This window comes from Enterobacter cloacae complex sp. SHL021 (assembly GCF_049237765.1).
Lineage (GTDB): Bacteria > Pseudomonadota > Gammaproteobacteria > Enterobacterales > Enterobacteriaceae > Enterobacter > Enterobacter cloacae.
Window position 1 is genome coordinate 1 of record NZ_JBMKJG010000048.1, and the last position, 4,945, is coordinate 4,945.

General features: G+C 52.3%; 6 protein-coding genes and 1 pseudogene. 1 reads left to right on the forward strand and 6 read right to left on the reverse strand.

The features are described 5' to 3' along the window. The 5 genes from ACOTZF_RS24915 to ACOTZF_RS24935 all read right to left on the reverse strand — a co-directional run. Nucleotides 1-238 (reverse strand): DMT family transporter (locus ACOTZF_RS24915; protein ID WP_000679422.1); only part of this gene is annotated, 238 nt, incomplete at its 3' end. 116 nt (nucleotides 239-354) lie between these two features. Further along, a complete protein-coding gene (locus ACOTZF_RS24920) occupies nucleotides 355-1,200 on the reverse strand; it encodes an ANT(3'')-Ia family aminoglycoside nucleotidyltransferase AadA16 (RefSeq protein WP_001749984.1) in 846 nt (281 codons plus the stop codon). 180 nt (nucleotides 1,201-1,380) lie between these two features. Further along, nucleotides 1,381-1,854, reverse strand: a complete 474-nt coding sequence (gene dfrA27, locus ACOTZF_RS24925; RefSeq protein WP_001749985.1) for a trimethoprim-resistant dihydrofolate reductase DfrA27 — start codon at nucleotides 1,852-1,854, stop codon at nucleotides 1,381-1,383. 132 nt (nucleotides 1,855-1,986) lie between these two features. Next, nucleotides 1,987-2,439, reverse strand: coding sequence for an NAD(+)--rifampin ADP-ribosyltransferase Arr-3 (locus ACOTZF_RS24930; protein WP_001749986.1), 453 nt, complete (start codon nucleotides 2,437-2,439; stop codon nucleotides 1,987-1,989). Between the two features lie 96 nt (nucleotides 2,440-2,535). Next, nucleotides 2,536-3,090 carry a fluoroquinolone-acetylating aminoglycoside 6'-N-acetyltransferase AAC(6')-Ib-cr5 gene (locus ACOTZF_RS24935; protein WP_063840321.1) on the reverse strand — a complete coding sequence of 185 codons (555 nt, stop codon included), beginning with the start codon at nucleotides 3,088-3,090 and terminating at the stop codon, nucleotides 2,536-2,538. 291 nt (nucleotides 3,091-3,381) lie between these two features. Here ACOTZF_RS24935 and intI1 point away from each other — a divergent pair, with 291 nt between their 5' ends. Further along, nucleotides 3,382-4,395: a class 1 integron integrase IntI1 gene (intI1, locus tag ACOTZF_RS24940; RefSeq protein WP_000845048.1), complete on the forward strand. Its 1,014-nt coding sequence runs from the start codon at nucleotides 3,382-3,384 to the stop codon at nucleotides 4,393-4,395. A 145-nt stretch (nucleotides 4,396-4,540) separates the two neighbouring features. Here intI1 and ACOTZF_RS24945 read toward each other — a convergent pair. Next, nucleotides 4,541-4,945, reverse strand: a pseudogene (locus tag ACOTZF_RS24945) (IS6-like element IS26 family transposase); the annotation flags it as partial.

Genomic DNA, 4,945 nt, shown 5'->3' on the forward strand with positions numbered 1-4,945 from the left:
CATGAAGCAACCAGGCAATGGCTGTAATTATGACGACGCCGAGTCCCGACCAGACTGCATAAGCAACACCGACAGGGATGGATTTCAGAACCAGAGAAAGAAAATAAAATGCGATGCCATAACCGATTATGACAACGGCGGAAGGGGCAAGCTTAGTAAAGCCCTCGCTAGATTTTAATGCGGATGTTGCGATTACTTCGCCAACTATTGCGATAACAAGAAAAAGCCAGCCTTTCATGATATATCTCCCAATTTGTGTAGGGCTTATTATGCACGCTTAAAAATAATAAAAGCAGACTTGACCTGATAGTTTGGCTGTGAGCAATTATGTGCTTAGTGCATCTAACGCCTGAATTAAGCTGCGCCGCGAAGCGGCGTCGGCTTGAATGAACTGTTAGACATCATTGGCGTGGAGCCGAGCAGACTGGCGGCTTCGTGCTTCACAAAGTAAATGAACGCAGTCAACTGATCAGCGCGTGAGGCCAAGCAATCCATCCCTTGTCCAAGGTAAGCCTGCTGGGCTTCAAGCAGCACGGGCTGATGTTGGACGGGCAGGCGTTCCATTACCCAGTTGGCAGCTACATCCTTCGGCGCGATCTTGCCGGTTGCTGCGCTGTACCAAATGCGAGACAAAGTAAGCACTACATTCCGCTCGTCGCCTGCCCAATCCGGTTGTGAGTTCCATAGTTTCAAGGTGTCGGCCAGTGCTTTGAATAGATCGCTTTCCGGGACTGAGTTGAAGAAATCTTCCGCGGCCGAACCTGCCAAGGCAAGGCTGTGTTGCCTTGCTTTAGTTAGCAGAATAGCCAGATCAACATCGGTTGTCGCGGGCTCGAAGATGCCCGCAAGAATGTCCTTGCGCTGCCACTCCCCGAATTGCAGTTCCCGTCTGGCTGGATAACGCCAAGGAACAACATCGCCGTACACGACGATGGTAACTTCCAAGGCACGGAGAGCTTCACTTTGGCCGGGAGAAGCGGAAACTTCCAGGAAATCTACGAACAGAGCCTGCCGCACAGTCTCATCGAGCTGTGCAGTCACAGTAACCAGCAAATCAATATCACTGCATGGCTTCAGGCCACCGTCGAGTGCAGAGCCGTACAAATGCACGGCCAGCAACGTCGATCCCAGATGATGCTCGATGACGTTGAGTGCCTGTGATAGCTGTACCGAAATCTCGGCGGGCACTGCGTTGCTCATGATGTCTAACTCCCAATTTGTGTAGGGCTTATTATGCACGCTTAAAAATAATAAAAGCAGACTTGACCTGATAGTTTGGCTGTGAGCAATTATGTGCTTAGTGCATCTAACGCCGCTAAGCAGCGGCACATTTTGCGTTTTGAGCGCAGCGAAGCAAAATGTGTCCGATGGCTTGGATGGTTAACCCCTTTGCCAGATTTGATAGCGATAATTTATATTTGAATGAAATTCCTGCTCGAACACCACATTGAACTCTTTGGGGATTTCCGGAAAGAAAACATTGCCCTCTGGCTCGGAATCTATTGTCGAGATATGTAGCGTGTCGGCATGGGCGATCAGACTCTTGTAGATCTCTCCACCACCAGAAACAACAACATGGTTCGTAAGAGTCTTTAGCTCCCTCATTGCTGCTTCTATAGATGGAAACACAACCACATCATCGTTAGTAGCTACCGATCCTGAGCGGCTGACAACTGCATACTTTCTATTTGGGAGAGCCCCCATTGCCTCAAATGTTTTACGGCCGACTAAGAGCCATTGATTGTAAGTTATTGCTTTAAAAAGCAGCTGCTCACCTTTAGCGTTCCACGGGATATCCGAGCCGCAGCCAATAACCCCATTTCTTGCTTTTGCAGCCATTAGTGATATTTTCACGATACTCCTTTGGGTTAACGCCGCCATAAACGGCGACAGGGTGGCGCGCCTATTGCGCATAAAATGGCGAAGCCATGCGCAACAGGCGCGGAATCTCTGGCGTCCGGTTTGATGGCTTTGTTATGCAAAGGACTAGTCTTCAATGACGTGTAAACCACGGCGCTTTAAGTCCTCCAACGAATCCAACATTCCCCTTATTAATTCAACAGGATGCCCCTCCCAGTCTTCAACAACGCCAACAATTCTCAAGGGTTCGCAGGTTCTATAGGACTGTGTTGGATTACCGGGAAATCTTTTGTTCGTAAGATTCGGATCGTCTTCGAACGGTCCTGTTGGCTCAACTATGTATATGTAGCCGCGACCCTCGAGGCCAGACAGTGACATAGCAAGTTCAGCTCCCCAAACTGCTGGCTCCATCAAGGCTGAAAAGTAGATGTGCTTAAGAATACGACCGTCCTCGAAATGAGAGATGAACCCTGTGGTTAGCAAGTCACCAATCGCCAAATTGGCTTTGGTTCCATGATAGAACGGTCCTTGCACCTGCTTGTAATTATCATGAGAGATGGGAATCCAATCTTTTACCATTTTAAGACCCTTAATTGTTGGGATTTGGCTGCATAACGTTTGACATGAGGGGCGGCCAAGGGCGCCAGCCCTTGGACGTCCCCCTCGATGGAAGGGTTAGGCATCACTGCGTGTTCGCTCGAATGCCTGGCGTGTTTGAACCATGTACACGGCTGGACCATATGGGGTGGTTACGGTACCTTGCCTCTCAAACCCCGCTTTCTCGTAGCATCGGATCGCTCGCAAGTTGCTCGGCGACGGGTCCGTTTGGATCTTGGTGACCTCGGGATCATTGAACAGCAACTCAACCAGAGCTCGAACCAGCTTGGTTCCCAAGCCTTTGCCCAGTTGTGATGCATTCGCCAGTAACTGGTCTATTCCGCGTACTCCTGGATCGGTTTCTTCTTCCCACCGTCCGTCCCCGCTTCCAAGAGCAACGTACGACTGGGCATACCCAATCGGCTCTCCATTCAGCATTGCAATGTATGGAGTGACGGACTCTTGCGCTAAAACGCTTGGCAAGTACTGTTCCTGTACGTCAGCAAGTGTCGGGCGTGCTTCTTCTCCGCCCCACCACTCGACGATATGAGATCGATTTAGCCACTCATAGAGCATCGCAAGGTCATGCTCAGTCATGAGGCGCAGTGTGACGGAATCGTTGCTGTTGGTCACGATGCTGTACTTTGTGATGCCTAACTTTGTTTTTGCGTTGCTCATGATGTCTAACTCCCAATTTGTGTAGGGCTTATTATGCACGCTTAAAAATAATAAAAGCAGACTTGACCTGATAGTTTGGCTGTGAGCAATTATGTGCTTAGTGCATCTAACTTTGTTTTAGGGCGACTGCCCTGCTGCGTAACATCGTTGCTGCTCCATAACATCAAACATCGACCCACGGCGTAACGCGCTTGCTGCTTGGATGCCCGAGGCATAGACTGTACAAAAAAACAGTCATAACAAGCCATGAAAACCGCCACTGCGCCGTTACCACCGCTGCGTTCGGTCAAGGTTCTGGACCAGTTGCGTGAGCGCATACGCTACTTGCATTACAGCTTACGAACCGAACAGGCTTATGTCCACTGGGTTCGTGCCTTCATCCGTTTCCACGGTGTGCGTCACCCGGCAACCTTGGGCAGCAGCGAAGTCGAGGCATTTCTGTCCTGGCTGGCGAACGAGCGCAAGGTTTCGGTCTCCACGCATCGTCAGGCATTGGCGGCCTTGCTGTTCTTCTACGGCAAGGTGCTGTGCACGGATCTGCCCTGGCTTCAGGAGATCGGAAGACCTCGGCCGTCGCGGCGCTTGCCGGTGGTGCTGACCCCGGATGAAGTGGTTCGCATCCTCGGTTTTCTGGAAGGCGAGCATCGTTTGTTCGCCCAGCTTCTGTATGGAACGGGCATGCGGATCAGTGAGGGTTTGCAACTGCGGGTCAAGGATCTGGATTTCGATCACGGCACGATCATCGTGCGGGAGGGCAAGGGCTCCAAGGATCGGGCCTTGATGTTACCCGAGAGCTTGGCACCCAGCCTGCGCGAGCAGCTGTCGCGTGCACGGGCATGGTGGCTGAAGGACCAGGCCGAGGGCCGCAGCGGCGTTGCGCTTCCCGACGCCCTTGAGCGGAAGTATCCGCGCGCCGGGCATTCCTGGCCGTGGTTCTGGGTTTTTGCGCAGCACACGCATTCGACCGATCCACGGAGCGGTGTCGTGCGTCGCCATCACATGTATGACCAGACCTTTCAGCGCGCCTTCAAACGTGCCGTAGAACAAGCAGGCATCACGAAGCCCGCCACACCGCACACCCTCCGCCACTCGTTCGCGACGGCCTTGCTCCGCAGCGGTTACGACATTCGAACCGTGCAGGATCTGCTCGGCCATTCCGACGTCTCTACGACGATGATTTACACGCATGTGCTGAAAGTTGGCGGTGCCGGAGTGCGCTCACCGCTTGATGCGCTGCCGCCCCTCACTAGTGAGAGGTAGGGCAGCGCAAGTCAATCCTGGCGGATTCACTACCCCTGCGCGAAGGCCATCGGTGCCGCATCGAACGGCCGGTTGCGGAAAGTCCTCCCTGCGGGCACTGTTGCAAAGTTAGCGATGAGGCAGCCTTTTGTCTTATTCAAAGGCCTTACATTTCAAAAACTCTGCTTACCAGGCGCATTTCGCCCAGGGGATCACCATAATAAAATGCTGAGGCCTGGCCTTTGCGTAGTGCACGCATCACCTCAATACCTTTGATGGTGGCGTAAGCCGTCTTCATGGATTTAAATCCCAGCGTGGCGTTGATTATCCGTTTCAGTTTGCCATGATCGCATTCAATCACGTTGTTCCGGTACTTAATCTGTCGGTGTTCAACGTCAGACGGGCACCGGCCTTCGCGTTTGAGCAGAGCAAGCGCGCGACCATAGGCGGGCGCTTTATCCGTGTTGATGAATCGTGGGATCTGCCACTTCTTCACGTTGTTGAGGATTTTACCCAGAAACCGGTATGCAGCTTTGCTGTTACGACGGGAGGAGAGATAAAAATCGACAGT